19 protein-coding genes are annotated in these 21,862 nt (G+C 67.6%); 13 read left to right on the top strand and 6 right to left on the bottom strand.

All coding sequences use genetic code 11. The features are described from left to right. The first annotated feature begins 91 nt into the window (after positions 1 to 91). A complete protein-coding gene (locus HNP51_RS14185; RefSeq protein ID WP_184272053.1) occupies positions 92 to 1,696 on the top strand; it encodes a M20/M25/M40 family metallo-hydrolase in 1,605 nt (534 codons plus the stop codon). A 61-nt stretch (positions 1,697 to 1,757) separates the two neighbouring features. Here HNP51_RS14185 and HNP51_RS14180 read toward each other — a convergent pair whose 3' ends face one another. Next, entirely contained in the window at positions 1,758 to 2,066 is a 309-nt protein-coding gene (locus HNP51_RS14180; protein ID WP_184272056.1) for a hypothetical protein, read from the bottom strand. Position 2,067: 1 nt separating this feature from the next. Continuing rightward, positions 2,068 to 2,454, bottom strand: coding sequence for a response regulator (locus HNP51_RS14175; RefSeq protein WP_184272059.1), 387 nt, complete (start codon positions 2,452 to 2,454; stop codon positions 2,068 to 2,070). A gap of 340 nt (positions 2,455 to 2,794) precedes the next feature. Between HNP51_RS14175 and HNP51_RS14170 the strand changes: the two genes are divergently transcribed. The 3 genes from HNP51_RS14170 to HNP51_RS14160 are packed head-to-tail and all read left to right on the top strand — an operon-like array spanning position 2,795 to position 7,787. Continuing rightward, positions 2,795 to 5,659, top strand: a complete 2,865-nt coding sequence (locus HNP51_RS14170) for a hybrid sensor histidine kinase/response regulator (protein WP_184272062.1) — start codon at positions 2,795 to 2,797, stop codon at positions 5,657 to 5,659. Next, a complete protein-coding gene (locus tag HNP51_RS14165) occupies positions 5,656 to 6,180 on the top strand; it encodes a chemotaxis protein CheW (RefSeq protein WP_184272410.1) in 525 nt (174 codons plus the stop codon). Before HNP51_RS14170 ends, HNP51_RS14165 begins: the two co-directional genes overlap by 4 nt. Further along, complete coding sequence (locus HNP51_RS14160) at positions 6,177 to 7,787, top strand: methyl-accepting chemotaxis protein (RefSeq protein ID WP_184272065.1); 1,611 nt, start codon at positions 6,177 to 6,179, stop codon at positions 7,785 to 7,787. The genes HNP51_RS14165 and HNP51_RS14160 overlap by 4 nt, the downstream gene beginning before the upstream one ends. A 20-nt stretch (positions 7,788 to 7,807) precedes the next feature. On the opposite strand, the gene HNP51_RS14155 is transcribed toward HNP51_RS14160, so the two are convergent. Together HNP51_RS14155 and HNP51_RS14150 are read right to left on the bottom strand one after the other, a co-directional pair. After that, a complete protein-coding gene (locus HNP51_RS14155; protein WP_184272068.1) occupies positions 7,808 to 8,644 on the bottom strand; it encodes a protein-glutamate O-methyltransferase CheR in 837 nt (278 codons plus the stop codon). After that, on the bottom strand, positions 8,641 to 9,696 hold the full coding sequence (locus HNP51_RS14150) for a chemotaxis response regulator protein-glutamate methylesterase (protein WP_221415934.1): 1,056 nt from the start codon (positions 9,694 to 9,696) through the stop codon (positions 8,641 to 8,643). The genes HNP51_RS14155 and HNP51_RS14150 overlap by 4 nt, the downstream gene beginning before the upstream one ends. Positions 9,697 to 9,969: 273 nt before the next feature. Here HNP51_RS14150 and HNP51_RS14145 point away from each other — a divergent pair, with 273 nt between their 5' ends. Together HNP51_RS14145 and HNP51_RS14140 are read left to right on the top strand one after the other, a co-directional pair. Continuing rightward, positions 9,970 to 10,797, top strand: coding sequence for a BLUF domain-containing protein (locus tag HNP51_RS14145; protein ID WP_184272071.1), 828 nt, complete (start codon positions 9,970 to 9,972; stop codon positions 10,795 to 10,797). A gap of 154 nt (positions 10,798 to 10,951) precedes the next feature. After that, on the top strand, positions 10,952 to 12,601 hold the full coding sequence (locus HNP51_RS14140; protein WP_184272074.1) for an ATP-binding protein: 1,650 nt from the start codon (positions 10,952 to 10,954) through the stop codon (positions 12,599 to 12,601). Between the two features lie 72 nt (positions 12,602 to 12,673). On the opposite strand, the gene HNP51_RS14135 is transcribed toward HNP51_RS14140, so the two are convergent. Further along, positions 12,674 to 14,119: a LytTR family DNA-binding domain-containing protein gene (locus HNP51_RS14135; protein ID WP_184272077.1), complete on the bottom strand. Its 1,446-nt coding sequence runs from the start codon at positions 14,117 to 14,119 to the stop codon at positions 12,674 to 12,676. A 110-nt stretch (positions 14,120 to 14,229) separates the two neighbouring features. Here HNP51_RS14135 and HNP51_RS14130 point away from each other — a divergent pair, with 110 nt between their 5' ends. From HNP51_RS14130 to HNP51_RS14100, 7 genes are all read left to right on the top strand, one after another. Further along, entirely contained in the window at positions 14,230 to 15,687 is a 1,458-nt protein-coding gene (locus tag HNP51_RS14130) for an alpha/beta fold hydrolase (RefSeq protein WP_184272080.1), read from the top strand. Positions 15,688 to 15,860: 173 nt separating this feature from the next. Then, entirely contained in the window at positions 15,861 to 16,856 is a 996-nt protein-coding gene (gene bioB, locus HNP51_RS14125; RefSeq protein WP_184272083.1) for a biotin synthase BioB, read from the top strand. Beyond that, the gene (locus HNP51_RS14120) at positions 16,853 to 17,989 is read left to right on the top strand and encodes an 8-amino-7-oxononanoate synthase (protein WP_311769957.1); all 1,137 of its coding nucleotides are present in this window, start codon (positions 16,853 to 16,855) and stop codon (positions 17,987 to 17,989) included. Before bioB ends, HNP51_RS14120 begins: the two co-directional genes overlap by 4 nt. Further along, complete coding sequence (gene bioD / locus HNP51_RS14115; protein ID WP_184272086.1) at positions 17,986 to 18,606, top strand: dethiobiotin synthase; 621 nt, start codon at positions 17,986 to 17,988, stop codon at positions 18,604 to 18,606. Before HNP51_RS14120 ends, bioD begins: the two co-directional genes overlap by 4 nt. After that, positions 18,606 to 19,892 carry an adenosylmethionine--8-amino-7-oxononanoate transaminase gene (gene bioA / locus HNP51_RS14110; protein ID WP_184272089.1) on the top strand — a complete coding sequence of 429 codons (1,287 nt, stop codon included), beginning with the start codon at positions 18,606 to 18,608 and terminating at the stop codon, positions 19,890 to 19,892. Before bioD ends, bioA begins: the two co-directional genes overlap by 1 nt. Next, positions 19,880 to 20,506 carry a pimeloyl-ACP methyl esterase BioG family protein gene (locus HNP51_RS14105; RefSeq protein ID WP_221415935.1) on the top strand — a complete coding sequence of 209 codons (627 nt, stop codon included), beginning with the start codon at positions 19,880 to 19,882 and terminating at the stop codon, positions 20,504 to 20,506. Before bioA ends, HNP51_RS14105 begins: the two co-directional genes overlap by 13 nt. Next, a complete protein-coding gene (locus HNP51_RS14100; RefSeq protein ID WP_184272092.1) occupies positions 20,503 to 21,246 on the top strand; it encodes a methyltransferase domain-containing protein in 744 nt (247 codons plus the stop codon). Before HNP51_RS14105 ends, HNP51_RS14100 begins: the two co-directional genes overlap by 4 nt. Here HNP51_RS14100 and HNP51_RS18885 read toward each other — a convergent pair. Continuing rightward, the gene (locus tag HNP51_RS18885; RefSeq protein WP_184272095.1) at positions 21,243 to 21,854 is read right to left on the bottom strand and encodes a GntR family transcriptional regulator; all 612 of its coding nucleotides are present in this window, start codon (positions 21,852 to 21,854) and stop codon (positions 21,243 to 21,245) included. The two genes, HNP51_RS14100 and HNP51_RS18885, sit on opposite strands and share 4 nt — an antisense overlap. Between the last annotated feature and the right edge of the window lie 8 nt (positions 21,855 to 21,862).

The raw sequence follows: 21,862 nt of genomic DNA, 5'->3' as shown, positions 1-21,862 counted from the left end.
CCAAAGACCCGCGCCAGCGTCGCCGTGATTTGCAGAGCGCCCGCGCATGGCGTCAAATCCCCGCAGTTTTGATTCTCGGGGGCTTCCACACATGAAACGTCTGCTCGTCGGCCTGTCGGCGCTGTGCATCGCCACGCCTGCCCTGGCCCAGTCGGTCGACCGCGTCGCCATCAACGGCATCATCGACCAGGGCCTGAACCACAGCGAGGTCATGCAGACCGCCGCCTATCTGACCGATCGGATCGGCGGGCGGATGACCAACTCGCCGCAGATGCGTCAGGCGGAGCAGTGGAGCCAGCAGCGCTTCCGCGACTGGGGCCTGTCGAACGTCCGCGCCGAGGGCTTCGAGTTCGGCCGCGGCTGGTCCATCGTCCACTCCAGCGCCCGCATGACGGCGCCGCGCGCCATCGATCTGCGCGCGATTCCAGTGGCCTGGACGCCCTCGACCAACGGAACCATCAGCGCCGGCGTCGTCGTCGCCCCGATCACCAAGGTCGAGGACTTCGACAAGTGGCGCGGCAAGCTGTCGGGCAAGATCGTCATGCTCACCCTGCCTAACACCGGCTCTGAGCCGACCGAGCCGGCCTTCCGCCGCTGGACCGACGCCGAACTGCGCGACCGCAACACCTACGTCCAGCCGCAGCACGCCCACGTCCCCGTCGAACGCCAGGTGAAGATGGCCGAATTCGCCGGCCGTCTCGACGCCTTCCTGGCCGAGGAAGGCGCTCTGGCCTGGGTGCGTATGTCCCAGCGCGACGGCGGCCTGCTGCACGGCACGGGCTACACCTATCAGGTCGGCGCCACGCCCAAGCTGCCGGGCATGGAGATCGCCGCCGAGGACTATCGCCGCCTCGCCCGCCTGGCTCTGACCGACACCCCGCCGATGCTGTCGCTGCAAAGCGAGGTCCAGTTCCACGACGAGGACGTCAACGCCTACAACATCCTGGCCGACATTCCGGGCTCGGACCGCTCGGGCGAATACGTCATGGCCGGCGCCCACCTGGACAGCTGGGTCGCTTCGGACGGCGCCCAGGACAACGCGGCCGGCAGCGCGGTCGTCATGGAGGCCGCTCGCATCCTGTCGCAGATGAAGGTCAGGCCCAAGCGCACCATCCGCTTCGCCCTGTGGAATGGCGAAGAGCAAGGCATCCTCGGCTCGCTGGCCTATGTCGACCGCTATCTGGCCACGCGCGCGCCCGCGACGGACCCGGCCCTGGCCGCCCTGCCCGGCAACCGCACCTGGCGCAACCGCTGGCCGGTCGAGCCGCGCCCCGGCTATCGCGACCTGGTCGCCTACTTCAACCTGGACAACGGCTCCGGCAAGATCCGCGGCATCAACGCCGAAGGCAATGTCGCCGCCGCCCCCATCTTCCAGGAGTGGCTGGCCCCGTTCGCCAGCATGGGCGCGACCACCGTCTCGCTGCGCCCCTCGGGCGGCACCGACCACGTCTATATGCAGGCAGTGGGCGTTCCCGGCTATCAGTTCATCCAGGACCCGCTCGACTATTCCAGCCGCATCCACCACACCAGCATCGACAGCTATGACCACCTGAAGCCCGAAGATCTGCGTCAGGCGGCGGTCATCCTGGCCAGCTTCCTGCTGAACGCGGCCAACCGCGACGCTCCCCTGCCGCGCATGCCGCTGCCGACCGAGCCGACGCCGACCGATCCGTTCGCCTACCCGGCCGCCGACTGAGGGCGTTCACAAGCGAAACGGCCGAGCCCCCCGCATGCCTCGTGCGGGGGGCTTCGTTTTGTCAAGCGTCAAACAGGTCGTCCGCCGCCGCCTGATCCAGCCCCTGGCCGTGTCGAGCGGGACCGTTTTCGAGGCTGTCGGCCGCCGCCGCGCCCTGCAGCTGCGCCAACCGCTGACCGATCAGATCCTCAAAGGCGCAGGCTTCCAGAACACTGAGAAAGCCGTTTTCGATCCGCGCCAGGGCCGTGTCGTCGCCTTGGCGAAGCAGGGCGACATCCCGCAGCCCGGCTTCGCTGGCGGCCATCAGCACCTCCGCCGCCATCGCCAGGTCCCGACGGATCTCCGCGACGATATCGTCCGTCTGAGACATCTCAGAACTCCCCCAGTACCGCCGTCAGTTTTTGCTTCAACACCGCGTGGTTGAAGGGCTTGATGATGTAGCTGTTCACCCCCGCCTGACGCGCCGCGATGACGTTCTCGACCTTGGCCTCGGCCGTGACCAGAACGAAGGGCAGCGATTTGGTCTTGGGATCGGCGCGCACCAGCTTCAACAGTTCGAAGCCCGTCATCGGCGCCATGTTCCAGTCCGACAGGACCAGGCCGTAGCCGTTGGCGCCGATCATCGACAAGGCCGTCGGGCCATCCGTCGCCTCGTCCACGTTCATGAAGCCAAGCTGGTTCAACAGCCCCCGTACGATCCGCACCATCGTCTTGTAGTCGTCGACGACCAGGATCTTCATTGATTGATCAACAGCCATTCTCGCCCTCCATCACCCTCCGTGATCGCAGCAAGATGAACGGCGATATCGTCAATAAAGTCTGGACATTGATGCAGATCAATTTTCATGAGTTGAACAACACAAGAACAGACAAATACACCAGAAGGGCAAATATATCCACGAACTTGATAATAGCATGCGCCGTTAGCGCATAAGTCGAGCATATATCATTATAATTTTGGCAAAATTATTATGGCTCTGAACACGTTTATTTATAGCCGAAGGATCGAATCTATAGATAACAACGCCATTCCACGCGTTTATGCGTTTGGCGCCAGCCCTCCGTCGGAACTGCCGCCGCAGAGATCAGGGAGAGGCTGTGGACGAGGTTCTGGGCGACTTCATCGCGGAAACACGCGAGGGCCTCGAGGCGCTGGACAGCGAACTGGTGCGGTTCGAGCGCAATCCGCACGACCCCGAGCCCCTGGCCAGCGTCTTCCGCCTGATGCACACCATCAAGGGCGCGTGCGGCTTCATCGGCCTGGTGCGGCTGCAACGCGTCGCCCATGCGGCGGAAGAAGTTCTGGGCGGTTTCCGCGACGGTTCCCTGACCGTCAGCGCCGCCGCCGTCACCACCATTCTGGAAGCCGTGGACCTGATCCGCAGCCTGATCGACGCCCTGGACGCCACAGGCGACGAGCCTGAAGGTCAAGACGCCGCTCTGATTTCCCGGCTTGAGGCGGCCAGCGTTGTGGCGGGGCCAACGCCCGCCACCTCATCGACGGCCAGCCCCCTGATCGAACGCCTCGGCGGCGACGCTACCCTGGACGCCGCCGCCGAAGCCGCCACCCCCTCGCTGATGCGCCTGCCCGCGCTTGAGGCGCAGTTTGGCGACGCCGACCCCATCCTGTTGCAGGCCGCCCTGCTGCAAGGCTTGCTGGGTGCGGCGCGCGGCGGCGACCCCACCGCCCTGATCCGCGCGCTGGAAGACATCGCCGACATCCGTCTGGAAGAAGGGATGCAGGACGCCCTGTTCGCCGCCATCGCCGTCGCGCTGGACGCCCTCGGCGCCATGCCAGAGGACGTGGCGGAACTGCGCGCCTGCGCCCTGAGCCTTACAGAGACGCCCGCCGCAGCGCCGCCGCCATGCGACGACGCCCCACAACCTGCGGGCGCCGGCAAGTCCGCCGCCACCATCCGCATCAACGTCGAGGTGCTGGAACAGCTGATGCGCTCGGTCAGCGAACTGGTGCTGATCCGCAACCAGATGATCCAGACCCTGAGGCTGGAGCCGGAAAGCCCGTTCAAAGGCCCGCTGCATCGCCTCAATCAGGTGACCAGCGAAATCCAGGAAAAGGTCATGGTCGCCCGGATGCAGCCCATCGGCGGCGCCTGGGCCAAGCTGCCGCGCCTGGTGCGCGATCTCGAGCAGGAACTCGGCAAGCGCATCGAACTGCACATGTCCGGTCAGGAGACCGAGCTGGACCGGCAGGTCATGGAGCTGATCCGCGACCCGCTGACCCATATGATCCGCAACGCCGCCGATCACGGGCTGGAGACAACGGAACAGCGCCGCGCCGCCGGCAAGGCGGAGGCGGGCCGCATCACCCTTTCGGCGCGCCACGAGGGCGGTGCCATCGTCATCGAGGTGTCCGACGACGGGCGCGGCCTGTCGGTTTCGCGCCTGCGGGCCAAGGCCGTCGCCCTGGACCTGCTCAGCGCCGCCGAAGCCGAACAGATGAGCGACGCCGAGGCGATGCAACTGATCTTCCGCGCCGGATTCTCGACCGCATCCCAGGTCACCAGCGTCTCGGGCCGGGGCGTCGGCATGGATGTCGTCCGCTCCAACATCGAGCAGATAGGCGGGGTGATCGAGCTGAGATCCACCGAGGGTCAGGGCGCCTGCTTCACCGTGCGCATCCCCCTGACCCTGACCATCGTCTCGGCCCTGATCGTCGAGGCGGGCGGCGAGCGGTTCGCCCTGCCCCAGTCGTCGATCATCGAATTGGTCAGCGCCAGCGGCGCCTCGGGCCGCAGCATCGAACAGATCGAGGACGCGCCCGTCCTGCGGCTGCGCGAGCGTCTGTTGCCGCTGGTGTCGCTGCAACGTCTGCTCAAGCTGGACGACGAGAGCCCAGCCCAAAACCAGGGCAAGGCCGCCAACGAAACCTGCATCGTCGTCACCCACTTCGGGGCCAGCACCTTCGGCGTCATCGTCGACCGGGTCTTCGATATCGAGGAGATCGTGGTCAAGCCGGTGGCCGGGGTGCTGCGTCACCTCAACCTCTATTCGGGCGCGACCATCCTGGGCGACGGGGCCGTCATCCTGATCTTGGACCCCAAGGGCACGGCGCGCACCGCCGGCGTCGATCAGATTTCCGGTCATCTGGCCGGGCTGGCCAACGACGCCGCCCGCAAGGCTGACGCCGCCCCGCCGCCGAAGGAGGAAGCCATGCTCCTGTTCCGCGCCGCCGACGCAACCCTGCGCGCTGCGCCTCTGACCACCGTCTCCCGCATCGAAGAAATCGAGGCCGCACAGATCGAACAGGTCGAAGGCCGCGCCGTGCTGCAATACCGTGGACGTCTGATGCCCATCCTCGGCGCCGATGGTCGCGCGCCCGACTGGAGCGGCCCAGGCCGTCGCCCCCTGCTGGTCTTCGCGCGCGGCGAACAGGCCCTGGGCATGCTGATCGGCGAGATCGTGGACATCGTGGAGACCGCCGCCCAGCCTGAGATCAACAGCGCGGGCGGCCTGACCCTGGGCAGCCTGATCGTCATGGATCAGGCCGCCGACCTGATCGACGTCGACGCCTACTGGCGCCGCGCCTTCGATACCGCCTCGGCGGCGGAGGCCGGACAACCCGCCGCGCTCATCGACGGCCCCATCCCTGGCCTGAAACGCCTGCTGATCATTGACCCCAGCGCCTTCACCCAACTGTTGCTGGGCCCGCTGCTGGCGCGCGCCGGCTATGCCGTGACCGTGGCCCCGGACGCCGAAGGGGCCCTGGCCCATCACGACGCCAGCGAGGTCTTCGACCTGATCCTGGCCGATCTTCAGCCCAGCCGCGCGCGCGAGTTCGCCCGCATCCTGGCCGGGGCCGAACAATGGCACGCCACCCCTCTGCTCAGCCTGACCCTGCTGAACGGCGGCGGTCCGGCGCTGGACGCCACCCGTCTGCTGGACGCCACCCGTCTGCTGGACGCCGTCTCCAGCGCCCTGTCGCCCGAAAGCGCGGCGGCGTGAACGCGCTGAATCCAACAACTGAGGCCGGGCTGGTCTCGGTCCAGATCGGCGGCCAGACCTTTGGCGTGCCGGTCCTGGAGGTGCAGGACGTGATCGCCGAGACCGCGATCAACCGCGTGCCCCTGGCCCCGCCAGAGATCGCAGGTTCGCTGAACCTGCGCGGCCGCATCGTCACCGCCATCGACATGCGCCGCCGCCTCGGCCTGCCGCCGCAAGCCGAAGACCAAAGGGCCAGCGGCGTCTCGGTCATCGTCGAACAGGCCTCGGGCGAGCTCTACGCCCTGATGGTCGACGACGTCGGCGACGTGCTGTGGTTGCCGCCCTCGGCGCATGAGTCGACGCCGCCGACCCTGTCGCCAGCCTGGCGCGACCTGTGCGACGGACTCTACCGGTTGGAGACCGACCTCATGCTGGTGCTGCGGACCGAGGCGGTCCTGACCCTGGCCTCGCCGCCTGTCGGCGACACCCCCGATTCAACCCGCCGTACGGCGGACCTCGCTACCCACGGAGACCGATCATGACCAGCGGAGCCACGGCGCGCAGCGCCCGCCCCCTCGCCCCCCGCAACCTGGACCAGACCGCTCAGGCGACGGCGGAATGGACGCCCGACTTCCAGCAACTGCTGGAAGACGCCCCGTTCAACGTCATGATCTGCGACCTGATCGACTTCCAGATCATCTACGCCAACAAGGCCACGCTGACGACGCTGCGCTCGATCGAGCACGTTCTGCCGATCCGGGCCGACGATCTGGTCGGCGCCTCGATCGACGTCTTCCACAAGGCCCCGGCGCATCAGCGCCGCATGCTGGCCGACCCGCGTAACCTGCCGCACAAGGCGACCATCGAGATCGGCGGCGAGCACCTGGACCTGCTGGTCAGCGCCGTGCTGGACGATCAGGGCCGCTACGTCGCCGCCATGACGACCTGGTCGCTGCAGACCGAACGGGTCAAGGCCGAGCGGGACAACCAGCGCCTGCTGCAGATGCTGGACGACATGCCGCTGAACGTCATGCTGTGCGAACCGGAAGAGCTGCGCCTGACCTATGTGAACCGTCGCTCCATCGAGACCCTGCGCCCGCTTCAGCACCTGCTGCCGATCCCGGTCGATCAGATGCTCGGCCAGTCCATCGACATCTTCCACAAGCACCCCGAGCATCAGCGCCGGATGCTGGCCGATCCGCGCAGCCTGCCGCACCGCGCCATGATCCAGCTGGGCGATCAAAAGCTGGACCTCAACATCGCCGCCGTAAAGAACCCCGAGGGGCGGATGACGGGCATGATGCTGACCTGGGGGGTCGTCACGGAACAGGCTCGCTTCATCGACCGGGTCAACGACTTCAGCCAAGACGTGGCCGGGGCCGCCGCCGCGCTCAGCAGCATGGCCCAGGGCATGGCCGCCAGCGCCGAAGAGACCAACAGCCAGTCCTCCGCCGTCGCTGTGGCCTCTGACGAGGCCTCCTCCAACGTCCAGACCGTGGCCGCCGCCGCCGAGGAGCTGTCGGCCTCGATCCAGGAGATCACCCGTCAGGTCGAGCAGTCCAGCAGCATCTCGCGTCTGGCGGTCGAGGAAGCCCTGTCCACCGACGAGACCATGCGCGGTCTGGCGGACTCGGCGGAACGGGTCGGCGAGGTCGTCGGCCTGATCCAGGAAATCGCCGCCCAGACCAAGCTGCTGGCCCTGAACGCCACCATCGAATCCGCCCGCGCGGGCGAGGCTGGCAAGGGCTTCGCCGTCGTCGCCTCCGAGGTGAAGAACCTGGCCGATCAGACGGCCCGCGCGACCAAGCAGATCGCCGATCAGGTCAACTCGATCCAGAAGGCCAGCCACGCCGCCGTCAGCGCCATCGAAAGCATCCGCCGCACCATCGAACGCGCCAGCGAAGCCTCGTCCGCCATCGCCAGCGCCGTCGAGGAACAGGGCGCCGCCACGCAGGAGATCACCCGCAATGTGCAGGAAGCCGCCATGGGCACCCGCGAGGTCTCGGCCAACATCGTGGCCGTGACCGCCGCCGCCTCGGACAATGCTCAGGCGGCGACCGACATGCTGTCCGCCACGGCCGCCCTGACGGAAAAGGCCCGCGAGCTCGACACCCTGCGCGCCGAGATCGAATCCTTCATGCGCGGTTAGGACATGACCCCCCGCACCGCTCAGGCGGTGCGGGCGGCCTTGCCTGAGGCGCGACGAAACAGACCCGATGCGCCGGGCGTCAGCTCGAAAGCGTCGGTCACGCCCAGCACCGTCTCGGCGCTACCCAGAAACAGACCCCCGTCCTCGGCCAGGGTCCGCGCCATGCGCTGCAGCACCGCCCGCTTCTGTTCCACGTCGAAATAGATCAGCACATTGCGGCAGAAGACCACGTCGAACACGCCCGGCAGACTGTCGCTCAGCAGGTTGTGCGGTCGAAAGCTGACCAGAGACCGCAGCTCGGGGCTGACCCGCCAGCCGTGACCGTCGCGCACGAACCAGCGGTCGCGGCGCGCATCGGTCAGGCCGCGACGCACCTCAAAGTCGCTGTAAAACCCCTCCTCCGCCTTCTTCAGGATCGGCCGCGACATGTCGGTGGCCACGATCTCCAGCCGCCAGCCCGCCAGCTGCCCCCCCATCTCCTTCAGCAGGATGGCGATGGAATAGGGCTCCTGTCCGCTGGAACAGGCGGCGCACCAGATCCGCAGCGTCCGCGTCGCCGCCCGCGCCTCGACCAGTTGCGGCAGAACCCGCCCGGCCAAGAGGTTGAACGGCGTGCCGTCGCGGAAAAAGAAGGACTCGTGCGTCGCCATCGCCTCGACGCAGCGCAGCAGCAGCGGCTCCACCGACGCCCCGCCAAGGCGTAGCCGCTCCAGCAACTGCGGCACGCCCGCCAGACCCTCGGCGCGCGCCAAGGGGCTCAACCGGCTCTCGACCAGATAGCCCTTGTGCGCGGTCAGGACGAGGCCCGAACGGTCCTTCACCAGACGACAGAAGTGCTCGAAATCCGGCCCGGTCACGCGGCGGTCTCCGTTACGCGCCTAAGCCAGGGCCCGATGTCGTCCAGCGGCAGAACCGCCTCGGCCAGCCCGGTCGCCGCCGCCGCTGCAGGCATGCCCCAGACCGCGCTGGTGGCCTGATCCTGAGCGATGAACCGCCCCCCGGCGCGCGCCACCGCCTCGCAGCCCAGCCCCCCGTCCGCCCCCATGCCGGTCAGGATCGCCGCCAGCGCCCCGTCGCCATAGACGGCGGCCAGACTGCGCAACATGGGGTCCACCGCAGGGCGACAGAAGTGCTCGGGCGCGCCCTGATCCAGCCGGATGACCGGCGAGGTCGGGCCGTTCTCGACCGTCATGTGCCAGCCCCCCGGCGCCACATAGATGCGCCCCGGCCGGACCGGCTCGCCATCCTTGCCCTCGGCGCAGGGACGCCCCGCTGCGCGCTCGATCTGTTCGGCGAGCAGCGCGGTGAAGGTCGCGGGCATGTGCTGGGTCACAAAGATCGGCTGCCAACCGACCCCGCCCTGCAGGGCCCGGAACAGTTTCAGCAGAGCGGGTGGACCGCCGGTGGAGGCGCCGATGCCCAGGGCCCGCACCACAGGGCGACGTGTCGGCGCAAAGCGCGCAACGAGCTTGGGCGCGTCGCTGACGCGCGAAGCTCGGCGCGCCGCCAGGGCCTTTATCCGGGCGATCAGGTCGCGACCGAACTCGGTCGCCGTGGCGATTCCGGCCTCGGGCTTGGCCACATAGTCGGCGGCGCCGATCTTCAGCGCCTCCAGACTGATCTCGGCGTTGCGACGCGTCAGGGTCGAGACCATGATCACCTTGACCGAGGGGTGCTCGACGACGATCCGCTTCAGCGCCTGCAGCCCGTCCATGACCGGCATCTCGATATCCAGCAGCACCACATCGACCGCGAACTGGCGCAGTTCCTTCAGCGCCAGTTCGCCGTTCGACGCCGCCGCCGTCACCTCGATCTGGGACTCCGCCTCCAGCAGACGTCGAACGACCCCGCGCACGACGGCGGAGTCATCAACGATCATCACTTTGATCGCCTGTGAGGCGTTCGCCATTGCCTTCCTCCCCTAACAGCGTCACTGCAACCGCGCCGGGCAATCACTTCAAATGAATGATCCGAAAACGAAGTCGTTCAGAATGAATAGCGGATCAAAAGTTACGATTAAATTCGCAGACAGATGAGATAGATCAATGATGGAAGACGCAGAACACTTACACGACAGGCAATAACAACATAAGAAATGCCAATTTCCTTACCGCAGGAATATTGTATTACCCCTCAAGCGCAATCTGATTGCTTAAAATACAAAATGACATTCAACATTCTGATGCTGACGGGCGAGCAAATTCGGGCCGCTCGCGCGCTTTCGCGAACCGAGCAAAGCGAGCTGGCGCGGCTCTCGGGGCTTAGCCTTGAGACCATCAAGCGGCTGGAGCGCATTCGCGGACCGGTGAACGCCAACGCGCGCACCCTGCGTGCGATTCACGATGCCTTCGAAGGCCTTGGCGTGCAATTCGATGGCGACGACGCGGGCAACATCGGGGTGCTGCGCCGTCTCTCTGAAGCGCGCCTGACCGAGACCTCGGCTCGCCCGCCCGACACCGCATACGCCCCCCGCCTGCACCGCCTCGTCTATCAGAGCCACATCGCCCATAGCGGCGCCGAAAGCCTGCGGCCGACCCTGGCCTACATCAACGCCGAAGCCGGAATCCTGCACGCCAGCCTCGGCCTCACCGGCATCATCTACGTCCATGAAGGACGGATCCTGCAGGCGCTGGAAGGCGACAGGGACGCCGTGCATCAGGCCTACCGCGCCATCAGTTGCTACCCGCAGCACCGCGACCTGCGCCTGATCGAGGATCGCCCCACCGCACAGCGCCAATTCAGCGGGTTCAGCTTCTGCTGCGGCATGTTCCCCGAAGATTTCGCACGCCTGCACGGGGAACAGACCTTGCAGGGCGGCTTCAACCTCGCGGACCTGACGCCGGGCGCAGCATCGGACCTCTTGGGGGTGGCGCGCGACCTGCAGCAGGCCCCGCCGCGGAAGACCCGCGGAAACCCCGGCGCCTGCACCCTCGCCTCAGCCTGCCTGGACAGCACCTGCGGCCGCGCCCGCATGGCTCCGAGCCACCATGATGCGCCTCAGGCGCACTAAAACGCCCCGACAGCCAGAGACCCGCCACTTCAAGAGCAACACAATGTATTTGTTGAATTAAATTTCAAAAAGTTCGGAGAACGTCGCTCTAAATTCCGCATTTTCCCCTATGGTCGGGGGCTCGAAAAAGAGACCTGCTGGGGAGCCCCCGTTGATGAAGAGCGCCAATCGCAGCGGACCGCCCGGCCCCCACGACTCCCGGTCACGCTGGCGCGACGCTCGCGGCGCCCTGAAGAAGACGCTGGCGGTTCAGGCGGGTCTGCCGGAAACCCTGGAAGACATCCTCAACAGCATCCTCAACATCTCGTCCGAGGGCATCATCGTCGCCGATCAGGACATGCGGATCCTGCTGTTCAGCAAGGGCGCCGAGGTCATCTTCGGCTACTCGGCGCCCGAGGTCCTGGGACGACATATCGAGCTGCTCATCCCGCAAGACCGCCGCGCCGCCCATCAGCAGCGGGTTCAGAGCTTCGCCGCCGGCGCCATCCTCAGCCGCCGAATGAGCAATCGCCAGGACGTCACCGGCCTGACCAAGGAAGGCCGGCTGGCGCCGATCGAGGTCGGCCTGTCCAAGCTGACGACGCGCACCGGCATGATCTACACCGCCATCATCCGCGACATTTCGGAAAGCCTGCAGGCCGAGGCCGAGTTGAACCAGGCGGTCAGCGAGGCCACCGCCGCCAACGCCGCCAAGTCCGCCTTCCTGGCCGCCATGAGCCACGAAGTCCGCACCCCGCTGAACGGCGTCCTGGGCATGGCCCAGGCCATGGCCCGCGACGTCCTGCCCGCGAAACAGGCCGAACGGCTGGAGGTCATCCGCCAATCGGGCGAAAGTCTGCTGGGCATCCTCAACGACATGCTGGACCTGTCCAAGATCGAGGCCGGCAAGCTGGAGATGGAGACGCTCGAGTTCGACCTTGGCGACTTGATCGCGGCGACGCACAACACCTTTTCCGCCCTGGCCGCTCAGAAGGGGCTGCAGTTCGATCTGCACGTGTCCCGCCGCGCCGAGGGCGCCTACCTGGGCGACCCGCTGCGCCTGCGCCAGGTGCTGAACAACCTGATCTCGAACGCCGTCAAATTCACCGAGACCGGGCTGGTTGAGGTCGATGTCGATCGCCAGGGCGGCCTGCTGGTCATCGCCGTGCGCGACACCGGGATGGGCATTTCGCCGGAGGCCCTGACGCGCCTGTTCGAAAAGTTCGAGCAGGGCGACCTGTCGACGACACGGCGCTTCGGCGGCACAGGTCTGGGCCTGGCCATCTGCCGAGACCTGGTCCGGCTGATGAACGGCGACATTTCCGCCGTCAGTGCGATTGGCGAGGGCGCGACCTTCACCGTGCGTCTGCCGCTGGAACATGTCGGCCATGTCCCGCCCCTGCCGGAAACGCCCTGCTCGCCCCCCGCCTCCCAATACCAGCCGCAGGTGCGCCTGCTGGTGGCCGAAGACAACCGCGCCAATCAGTTGGTCATCGACACCCTGCTGCGACAGGTGGGCATCGCGCCCGTGATCGTGCCGGATGGACGCGCCGCTGTCGCCGCGTGGGAGGACACCCCCTGGGACCTGATCCTCATGGATGTTCAGATGCCTGAAATGGACGGGCCGACAGCGACGTCCATCATCCGGCAGCGCGAACGGGACAACGGACAGGCCCGCACTCCGATCTTCGCCCTGACGGCCAACGCCATGGACCACCAGGTCGCCGAGTATCGCCAGGCCGGCATGGACGGCCTGGTCGCCAAGCCCATCGAGATCGACAAACTCTTCGCCACGATATCCCAGGCTATCGCTCCCCGGGTGTGAAGCGCTCCAGACGGCCTTCGACACCGGATTGCGATCGTCCAGCTTCGAGCAGAGGGGGTCAGCGACGCGGGTTCAACTGTTTGCGTCGGCGCCCTGAAGATGAGGTTCATCCAGAGCGTCACGAACCGTCGGGAGGCGATTTCGGCTGATGGGCAAGGGCGCGCCCTCATCCATCAGCAAGCGGCCTTGCCCGCCCTTGCGCTCGAAGCCTCGGACGTGGACGAGGTTGGCGATCACCGAACGGTGGACCCGCAGGAAACCCGCAGGCAGGTCCGCTTCGAGCCGGTCAAGGCGCGCGGCGTGCAGCCTCTTTCGCCCGTTGGTGAGTTGGAGCTCGACATAGTCGTCCGCGCCGACAACAGCGACGATGTCGCCCAGCGGGATCCGTTCCACCCCGCGTGACGACGCCACCGTCAGGCAATCGGGGCGCGCAACCGCGCGAGACAGGGCGACTTCGCGTTGCTGATCCTCGCGTCCCAGCCGCACCACCTCGGCCATCAGGAGCGGCAGCACAAAGCCTGCGGCGAACAGGAAGTAGGACAGATCGACCAGCCAGTTGGGAAAGAGCAGGCCGATCGCCATGAAGATCGCGAGATAGGCCAGGGTCAGGCGGGCGGACGGCAGGCGGCGCCGCACCCCCGCGACGGCGGCGACGCCGGCGAGCGCCAGACCGACCATCAGGGCCAGCGCCGTCTTCAGATCGAAGCCGGGGGCCAGCCAGGTCGCAGCCACGGCGGCGACGGCTAGGGCCATCAAGGAACGTCGCGCGTGCGGCCAGAAGCGCGACACGACATAGGACACCAACAGAACCGCGAAGACGGCGGTCAGGGCCCAGATGCCGACCAGCCGCAGGCCATGAATGGGATAGGCGTAGGGGATCAGCGCCCGCAGGCTCTCAAACACGGCTTGCAGACCCGCGACCCCGGCCAGACCCGCCAGCGCCAGGCTCGAGCCCGAGCGGCGCAGGCTGTAGATGACCGCGAAGCCGAAGGCGGCGGCGAACAGGGCGCCGGCCAAGAGAAAAGTGATCGCCACCGGGATCGTGCGCGACGGCCAGGGATAGGGGGCGACCATGAGCCCGCCGACCGGATTATCCAGACGCACCACCCCGTGGAAGGACGACATGTGGACCACCACGACGTTGTCCGCGGCCCGCCACATCCGCTGCGGGATCGGAAAGGCCGTTTCATAACGCCCCGGCGTTTCCGTCGAAGGCGAAGCGCCGGGGCGCCCGTTTGCGCCCAGCTTCCGACCATTAAGCCAGACCTCCGAGGAGGCGGCGCCGACGACATAGAGAGCGACAGGATCGTCGCCGCTCGGGCGCTGAACGACAGAGCGCAGCCAAAGCTCACGCCCTTGCGGATCGATGACGCCCTGGATCGGGCGACAGTCGTGCAGGACGGGCGCTGCGGCCCCCGGCTCCCCGCGACAAGCCTGCCAGTCATGACCTTGGGTCTGCGCTCGCAACGCCGTCGGCAGCGAGGTCCAGAGAATCGCGATGAAGAGAATCCGCCACATGGCCGCGACCCTAGCGCCATTGGCCGTAGAGCGCTGCCGTTCACCGACCGGGAAACGCCATTCGCCGAACTGCGCCCCGAAGCGCCGCAAAGCCTGCTTCACCCGGGGTCATGAAACACACATCCCTGAACCGCCGCTCCATCCTCGCCGCCGCCGGCCTCGCGCTTCCCGGGTTGGCGCTTTTGTCGAAAACCGCTTGGGCGCAGGACGGCCAGCCCGAGGCCGGCCCGTTCCGCTTCAAGGCCGGCAACGGCGAGGAAGTCGACGCCGAACGCGGCTTCTTCGAGGTTCCCGAAGACCGCCGCATTCCCGGCTCGCGCCGCATTCGCATCGGCTATGTGCGCTTCGCCTCGACCGCGAAGAACCCGGGAGCGCCCATCGTCTATCTGGCCGGCGGACCGGGCGGATCCGGCCCGCGCACGGCCATGGGGCCGCGCTTTCCGATCTTCATGGCGCTGAGAGAAGTGGCCGACGTCATTGCTCTGGATCAGCGCGGAGTCGGGCTGTCTGGCCATATTCCTGACCGCGCCACGACCACCCCCTTCCCCGCCATGACCCACGCCGGGATCACCGCCTGGTACCGCGAGGAGATGCAGAAGGCCTGGATCGACTGGACCCGCGCCGGCATCGCCATGACCGGCTACAACACCGAGCAGAACGCCGACGACATCGAAGACCTGCGCCGCCATCTGGGCGTGGAAAAGGTCAATCTGTGGGGCATCAGCTACGGCACCCACCTGGCCCTGTCGGTGCTGAAGCGGCACCCGAACTCGATCGGTCGCGTCGCCCTGGCCAGCCTGGAAGGTCAGGACCAGACCGTTAAACGCCCGGCCCACATCGACATGTTCCTGAACCGCGTCGATCACCTGATGGGACAGGATCCGACAGTCCGCGCGGCCATCCCCAGCATGCCGGCCCTGATGCGCCGCGTGCATGAGCGGTTCGAGGCCAGCCCCGTGACTGTGGCCCTGGCCGCCGAGAACGGCACGATCGACATGCAGATGGGCGGCTTCGGCATCCAGTACATGGCCTCGGCCATGGTCGCCAATCCGCCCTCCCTGTCCATGCTGCCGAAAATCTACATGGCGCTCGACGCAGGCAAGACCGACGTGCTGGCGCCGCTGTTCCCGCCGCCGCACCGCTTCTTCAACCTCGGCGGCATGTCCGAGGCCATGGATATGGCCTCAGGCGTCTCGCCCGAACGCCTGGCGCTGATCACCCGCGAGGCGAAGACGGCGGTGCTGGGCGACGCCTTCAATATGCCCATGCCGCATCTGCTGGGCGCCATCCCCGGGGTTGATCTGGGCGAGGCCTTCCGCGCCCCTCTCCGCATCGAGACCCCGGCCCTGCTGGTCGCCGGCTCCCTCGACGGCCGCACCCCGCTGGAGGAACAGGCCGAGGTGATCGCCCAGTTCCAGAGCAAGACTCAGGTGCTGGTCGAGCACGCCGGCCACAATGTTTTCGAGGCTCACCCGGAGGTGCAGACGCTGCTGGTGAAGTTCTTCCGTGAGGACGCCGTCAGCGACACCCAACTGAGCGTCCCGCCGCCGACCTTCGCGCTCGCTTGAGCCGGCCGCCGAAGCCCCCGCAGCTCAGGCTGCGGGGGCTATCAGCATCAGACAGGTCGGCGCTTACTGATCACCGCGCGAAGATTATATATTATATACCAACCGTAGCGAGACTACGGATATTCTATCTATTATTTTGGCTGAGATTCGGACATTTTCCACGAAAAGCCAAAATGATAGATAATCGACAGGAAGCGGGCGCGATTTACCACGCACCCTTCATGGACCTGCTCTACCGGGCCCACACGGTGCACCGGGCGCATTTCGAGCCCAGCACGATCCAGTGCTCCAAGCTGCTGTCCATCAAGACCGGCGGCTGCCCCGAGGACTGCTCCTACTGCTCGCAGTCGGCGCGCTACGACTCGGAGCTGTCGGCGTCCAAGATGATGGAGGTCCAGCGCGTCCTCGACGAGGCGCGCAAGGCCAAGGCGGCGGGCGCCACGCGCTACTGCATGGGCGCCGCCTGGCGCTCGCCCAAGGAACGCGACATGCCGGCCGTCCTGGCCATGGTTCGCGGCGTCAAGGCCATGGGTCTGGAGACCTGCATGACCCTGGGCATGCTCAGCGACGATCAGGCGACCAAGCTTCAGGAAGCCGGTCTGGACTACTACAACCACAACATCGACACCTCGGAACGCTACTATTCCGAAGTCATCACCAGCCGCACCTTCGCCGACCGGCTGAACACCCTGGACCGCGTCCGCGCGGCGGGGATCAACGTCTGTTCGGGCGGCATCGTCGGCATGGGCGAGACCGCCGACGACCGCATCGACATGCTGCGCACCCTGGCCTCGCTGGAAGAGCCGCCTGAATCTGTGCCGATCAATATGCTGATGCCGATGAAGGGCACGCCGATGGCCGACATGGCCCCGCTGGACCCGATCGAGATGGTCCGCACCATCGCCACGGCCCGCATCCTGATGCCCCGCGCCTATGTCCGCCTGTCGGCCGGGCGTTCGGAGATGAGCGACGAACTTCAGGCCATGTGCTTCTTCGCCGGCGCCAACTCCATCTTCGTCGGCGACACCCTGCTGACCGCCGACAACCCCGGCGAGGACAAGGACGCCCTGCTGTTCAACAAGCTGAACCTGCGCGCCGAGACCGCCCCTGTCTGCCCCAAGCCCGCCCAGGAGCAGACCCGGGAGCAGGCCCAAGAGCAGGCCGCGTGATCTCCCACCCGCGCCATCGCGCCGGCCTGGACGCCCTGGCCGCACGCGATCGGCTGCGGGCGCGGGCGCCGGCGGTCGGCCTCGACTTCGCCTCCAACGACTATCTGGGCCTGGCCGGGTCCGACCTGCTGAAACAGGCCGCGCTCGACGCCTTGAACCGGGGCGTGCCGGTGGGCTCATCGGGGTCGCGGCTTCTGCGCGGCAACCACCCCGAACACGAGGCCCTGGAACAGGAAGCTGCGGCCTTCTTCGGCGCAGAGGCCGCCCTCTTCATCGGCGGCGGTTTTCAGGCCAATCACGCCCTCTTCTCGGCCCTGCCTATGCAGGGCGATCTGGTCCTGTACGACGCCCTGATCCACGCCAGCGCCCACGACGGGATGCGGCTGGGCCGGGCCGAGACACGCGCCTTCGCCCACAACGACGTCGCCGCCGCCGAGGCCGAGATTCTGTCCTGGCGCGCGGAGGGCGGGACCGGCCGCGTCTGGCTGGCGGTCGAAAGCCTCTATTCCATGGAGGGCGATCTCGCGCCGCTGGATCAGTTCTCGGAACTAGCCCGTCGCCACGACGCCGTCCTGGTGGTGGACGAGGCCCACGCCACCGGCCTGTTCGGCCCCATGGGCGCGGGCCGCGCTCTGGCCCTGCTGCACGACCCGAACCTGCTGACCCTGCACACCTGCGGCAAGGGGCTGGGCGCAGCGGGCGCCCTGATCTGCGGCGACGCGGTGCTGATCGAGACCCTGGTCAACAAGGCCCGCCCCTTCATCTTCGCCACCGCCCCCTCGCCGCTGAACGCCGCCATTGTGCGGGCCAGCCTGGCGGCCCTGCGCCACCGCCCCGACATCCGCGAACGCGCCTGGACCCGCATCGCCCACGCCCACGCCGAGGCCAAACGCCTGTGCGGACTGAACGGCTTCGAAAGCCAGATTCTGCCCGTGCGCATCGGCGCGGACGGCGCGGCCGTCGCCGTGGCCCGGACGCTGCAATCGCGCGGCTATGACGTGCGCGCCGTCCGCCCGCCGACGGTGCCGAAGGGCACGGCGCGGCTGCGTATCTCGCTCACCGGCGCCGCGGATCAGGCCGCCGTCACGGGCCTGTTTGAAACCCTGTCCGACGTTGGATCCGCCTACCTATGAGCACCATCATCGTCACCGGAACCGACACCGGCATCGGCAAGACCGTCTTCAGCGCCGGGCTGACCCGCGCGCTGGGCGCGACCTATTGGAAGCCGGTCCAATCCGGTCTGGATGAAGCCACCGACAGCGAGACCGTAGCCCACCTGTCGGGCCGTCCCGTCCTGCCCGAGGCCTATCGCCTGCAACTGCCCGCCTCACCCCACCTGTCGGCGGAGGCGGAAGGCGTCGAGATCAACCTCGCCCGCTTGGCACCGCCTCCGGTCGAGGGACCGCTGGTGATCGAAGGCGCCGGAGGGCTGATGGTGCCGCTGACGCGTCAGCACCTCTTCCTCGACGTGATCGCTGGATGGAAGGCCCCCGTGGTTCTGGTGGCGCGCACCAGCCTGGGCACCATCAACCACAGCCTGCTGTCGCTGACCGCCCTGCGAAGCATGGGCTGCACGGTGGCGGGTGTCGCCTTCGTCGGCGACGAGATGGCCGACAGCCGCCGCACCATCGCCGAGATGGGCCAGGTGCGCGATCTGGGACGACTGCCCTTCCTCGCCGACCTGACCCCTGACGCCCTGGTCGCCGCCTTCAAGGCCATCGACGTCGCCGCCATCCGAGAGAGCCTGTGATGGACGCGCTTCAGTTCGACCGTCGCCACCTGTGGCGGCCCTACGCGGGAATGCGCGAGCCCGGTCCGGTGCATCATGTGGTCGAGGCCGAGGGCGTCTGGCTGACGCTGGCCGACGGCGCCCGCATGATCGACGCCATGTCCTCCTGGTGGTGCGCCGCCCACGGCCATCGCCACCCGCAGATCGTCGCCGCCATGACGGCCCAGCTGAACCGCATGCCGCACGTCATGTTCGGCGGCCTGACCCACGACCCGGCCATCGACCTGGGCCGACGGCTGGTGGCGATGCTGCCCGAGGGCCTGGACCGCATCTTCTATTCCGACAGCGGCTCGGTCGCCGTCGAGGTCGCGCTGAAGATGGCGCTGCAGGCCCAGGTGGCGCGTGGTTTTCCCGCCCGGACCGCCTTCGCCACCGTGCGCGGCGGCTATCACGGCGACACCTGGAAGGCGATGAGCCTGTGCGACCCCGACACCGGCATGCACGGCCAGTACGGTCGCGCGCTTCAGATCGAACACTTCGTCGCCGCCCCGCCCATCCCCTTCGACGCCGACTGGGACGAGGACCCGGCCCGCAACGGCCTGTCCGAGGTGGCGCAGCTGCTTCAAGCTCACGGCGAGCGGATCGCCGCCTTCATCCTCGAACCCGTGGTTCAGGGCGCGGGCGGGATGCGCTTCTATCACCCCGCCTATCTGACCGGCCTGCGCGCCCTGTGCGACGCGCATGGCGTCCTGCTGATCTTCGACGAGATCGCCACCGGCTTCGGCCGCACCGGGCGGATGTTCGCCATGGATTTCGTCAACGTCGTCCCCGACATCCTTTGTCTCGGCAAGGCCCTGACCGGCGGCCACATCACCTTCGCCGCCACGGTCGCCCATGAAACAGTGGCCGAGTCCATCTCCGCCGGATCGCCCGGCGTGCTGATGCACGGCCCCACCTTCATGGCCAATCCCCTGGCCTGCGCCGCCGCCAGCGCCAGTCTGGACCTCCTGCAAGGCGACGACTGGCGAGAAACTGTCCGCCGCATCGAGGCCCAGCTTCAGACCGAACTGGCCCCCGCCCGGTCGCTGGCGGGCGTTCAGGATGTCCGCGTCCTCGGCGCCATCGGGGTGATCGAGATGAAGGCTCCGCTGGATACGTCCCGCGTCCACGCCTTCGCCAAGACCTCCGGCGTCTTCCTGCGCCCCTTCGGTCGGCTGCTCTACGCCATGCCACCCTATGTGACCCGGCCCGACGAGCTGACGCGCATCACCACCGCCATGCTGGACATCGCCGGATGGAGCGCATGAAGAGCCAGTGGCTGCAACAGAACGGCGCCGACGAGCTGATCGTCGTCTTCGGCGGCTGGGCCCTGGGCCACGCGCCCTTCGCCCACCTCAGCGGATCAGCCGACGTCTTGCTGCTCAGCGACTACCGCACCCTGGACTTCGACCTTGAGCCGCTCGCGCCCTACGCCCGGCGCAGCGTGATCGCCTACTCCTTCGGCGTCGCGGCGGCGGGCCATGCGCTCGCCTCGACGGAACTGGAGTTCCACCGCAAGATCGCCGCCTGCGGCTCGCTGCATCCCAGCGACGAGCGCTTCGGCATTCCGCCCGAGCGGGTGCGCCAGACCGCCGAGAACCTGTCGGAGACCAGCCTGCGCCAGTTCGCCCGTCGCGCCGGCAGCCCTCTTCCCGAAGACTGCGACATTCCCGCCCTGCAAGACGAGCTGTTCGCCGTCATCGCCCGCGGTCCCGCCCCTGATCCGGGCTTCGACCGCATCTGGCTCGGTCGCAACGACCGCATCTTCCCGCCCGAAAATCTTGAGGCCGCCTGGCGCGAACAGGCCGACCGGGTGCGCTGGCTCGAGACCGGCCACAATCCCTTCCCCGCCTTCGCCGACTGGCGCGACCTCCTGGCATGAACCCCGCCGCTCGCATTCAGCGCAGCTTCCGTCGCGGCTTCGCCACCTATGACGACAGCGCCCTGGTCCAGAAGCTGATCGCCCGAGGCCTGACCCGTCGCCTGCTGCATCACGCCGCCGACGCCCGCTTCGCCCGCGTCTTCGAGGCCGGATACGGCACAGGCCAGCTGACCCGCCTTCTGCTGCAGCGCCTGCCCATTGAGACCCTGCACCTGAATGATCTGGCGGCGGCGCCCCTGCCCTTTGCGCCAGAGGCCGACTACCGCCCTGGCGACGTCGAGACCCTGCCCCTGCCCGACAGCCTCGACCTGGCGATCTCGACCTCGATGATCCAGTGGATTTCGGACCCGCAAGCCCTGACCCGGCGCCTATGCGGCGCCGTCCGCCCCGGCGGCTGGCTGGCCCTGTCCGGCTTTGGCCCCGATCACTTCCCTGAGCTTCAGGCCCTGGGCAGTCAGGCCGCCGCGCCCTCGCTGCTGTCCGCGTCCGGCATAGCCGACCTGCTGCCGGCCGGCTGGACCGTCCACGAGGCGAAGTCCTACAGCCGCGCTCTATGGTTCGCCTCGCCGCACGCGGTGCTGCGTCATCTGCGCGACACCGGCGTCAACGGCCGCGCCAAGCGTCCGTGGAGCCGCCGCGACCTCGACGCCTTCTGCCAGAACTATGACCAGAGGTTCGGGCGATCCGGGCGCGTCCCCCTGACCTATCAGCCCGTCTGGCTGATAGCGCGCAAGATCTAGACCGACCGCCCCAGATGGCGCTCGGCCGTGGCCACCGCCGCCTTCACGTCGCGCGTGCGGATCGCCGCCATCAGGGCGCGATGATCGGCGTCAGGCCGCGGCTTCCACCGCGCCCTGTACTGGACCAGCATATGGCGCGCGCCGTGCAGTTGCAGGTTGCCCACCTCTTCCAACAGGCGCGGCATGCCGCAGGCGGCCATCGTCCCCAGATGGAAGGCGCGATTGGCCGCCTCCCAGTCATGGATATTGTCGGCCTGATCGCAGGTTAGCCGCAGAGCCTCAAGCCGGCCGATCTCGTCCTGGGTCAGGTTGGGCACCGAATGCATCAGGGCCACGGGCTCCAGCGCCGCGCGCATCAGCTTGACCTCGCGCTGCGCCGCCTGATCCAGCGGCGCGACCCTGACGCCGATATTCGGCTTGCTGACCGCCAGCCCCCTGGCGACCAGACGCAGAAAGGCCTCTCGGACAGGCACGTGGCTGACCTGAAACTCCTCCGCGATGTGGTCCTGCCGCAGTTTGGCGTCTGGCGCGAGGTCGCCCCGCACGATCCGAACCGTCAGTTCGTCGGCGATGCCGTCCGGTGAAAGGCTGGGATTCTTGGCGGTCACGCCGCCTT

The organism is Brevundimonas bullata (genome assembly GCF_014207965.1).
Lineage (GTDB): Bacteria > Pseudomonadota > Alphaproteobacteria > Caulobacterales > Caulobacteraceae > Brevundimonas > Brevundimonas bullata_A.
The sequence above is the reverse complement of the archived record's forward strand: the minus strand, read 5'-3'. Positions and strand labels throughout refer to the sequence as shown.